Origin of the sequence: Acinetobacter sp. TUM15064, assembly GCF_008980265.1 — a bacterium.
Taxonomy (GTDB): domain Bacteria; phylum Pseudomonadota; class Gammaproteobacteria; order Pseudomonadales; family Moraxellaceae; genus Acinetobacter.
On sequence record NZ_BKFU01000185.1, the window covers coordinates 1 to 527 of the forward strand.

General features: G+C 42.9%; 1 protein-coding gene. It reads left to right on the forward strand.

Annotation, left to right across the window (positions count from 1 at the left end):
* On the forward strand, positions 1–527 hold a 527-nt coding region (locus GBI16_RS18335; RefSeq protein WP_404814623.1), incomplete at both ends, for a type II secretion system protein GspD.

The following is a 527-nucleotide window of genomic DNA, read 5'->3' on the forward strand; positions in this document are numbered from 1 at the left end:
CAGCTTCTAATTTATTGTCTACCCCCTCTATTGTAACGATGGATAATGAAGAAGCTTATATTGTTGTCGGTCAGAACGTTCCATTTGTAACAGGATCGGTCACTACAAACAGTACGGGGATCAACCCCTACACCACGGTTGAACGTAAAGATGTCGGTGTGACATTAAAAGTTATACCTCACATAGGTGAAAATGGCACAGTTCGACTTGAAATTGAACAAGAAGTTTCAAATGTTCAGGCGAGTAAGGGGCAGGCTGCCGATTTGATTACAAACAAACGTGCTATAAAAACAGCCGTATTGGCTGAGCATGGACAGACAGTAGTCTTGGGTGGCTTAGTATCTGACGATGTTGAATTTAACCGTCAAGGTATTCCTGGGTTAAGCAGTATTCCATACTTAGGTAGATTATTCCGCTCGGATACTCGAAGTAATGTGAAGCGTAACCTTCTTGTTTTTATCCACCCAACAATTGTGGGTGATGCAAATGATGTGCGCCGTTTGTCTCAGCAGCGCTATAGCCAGCTT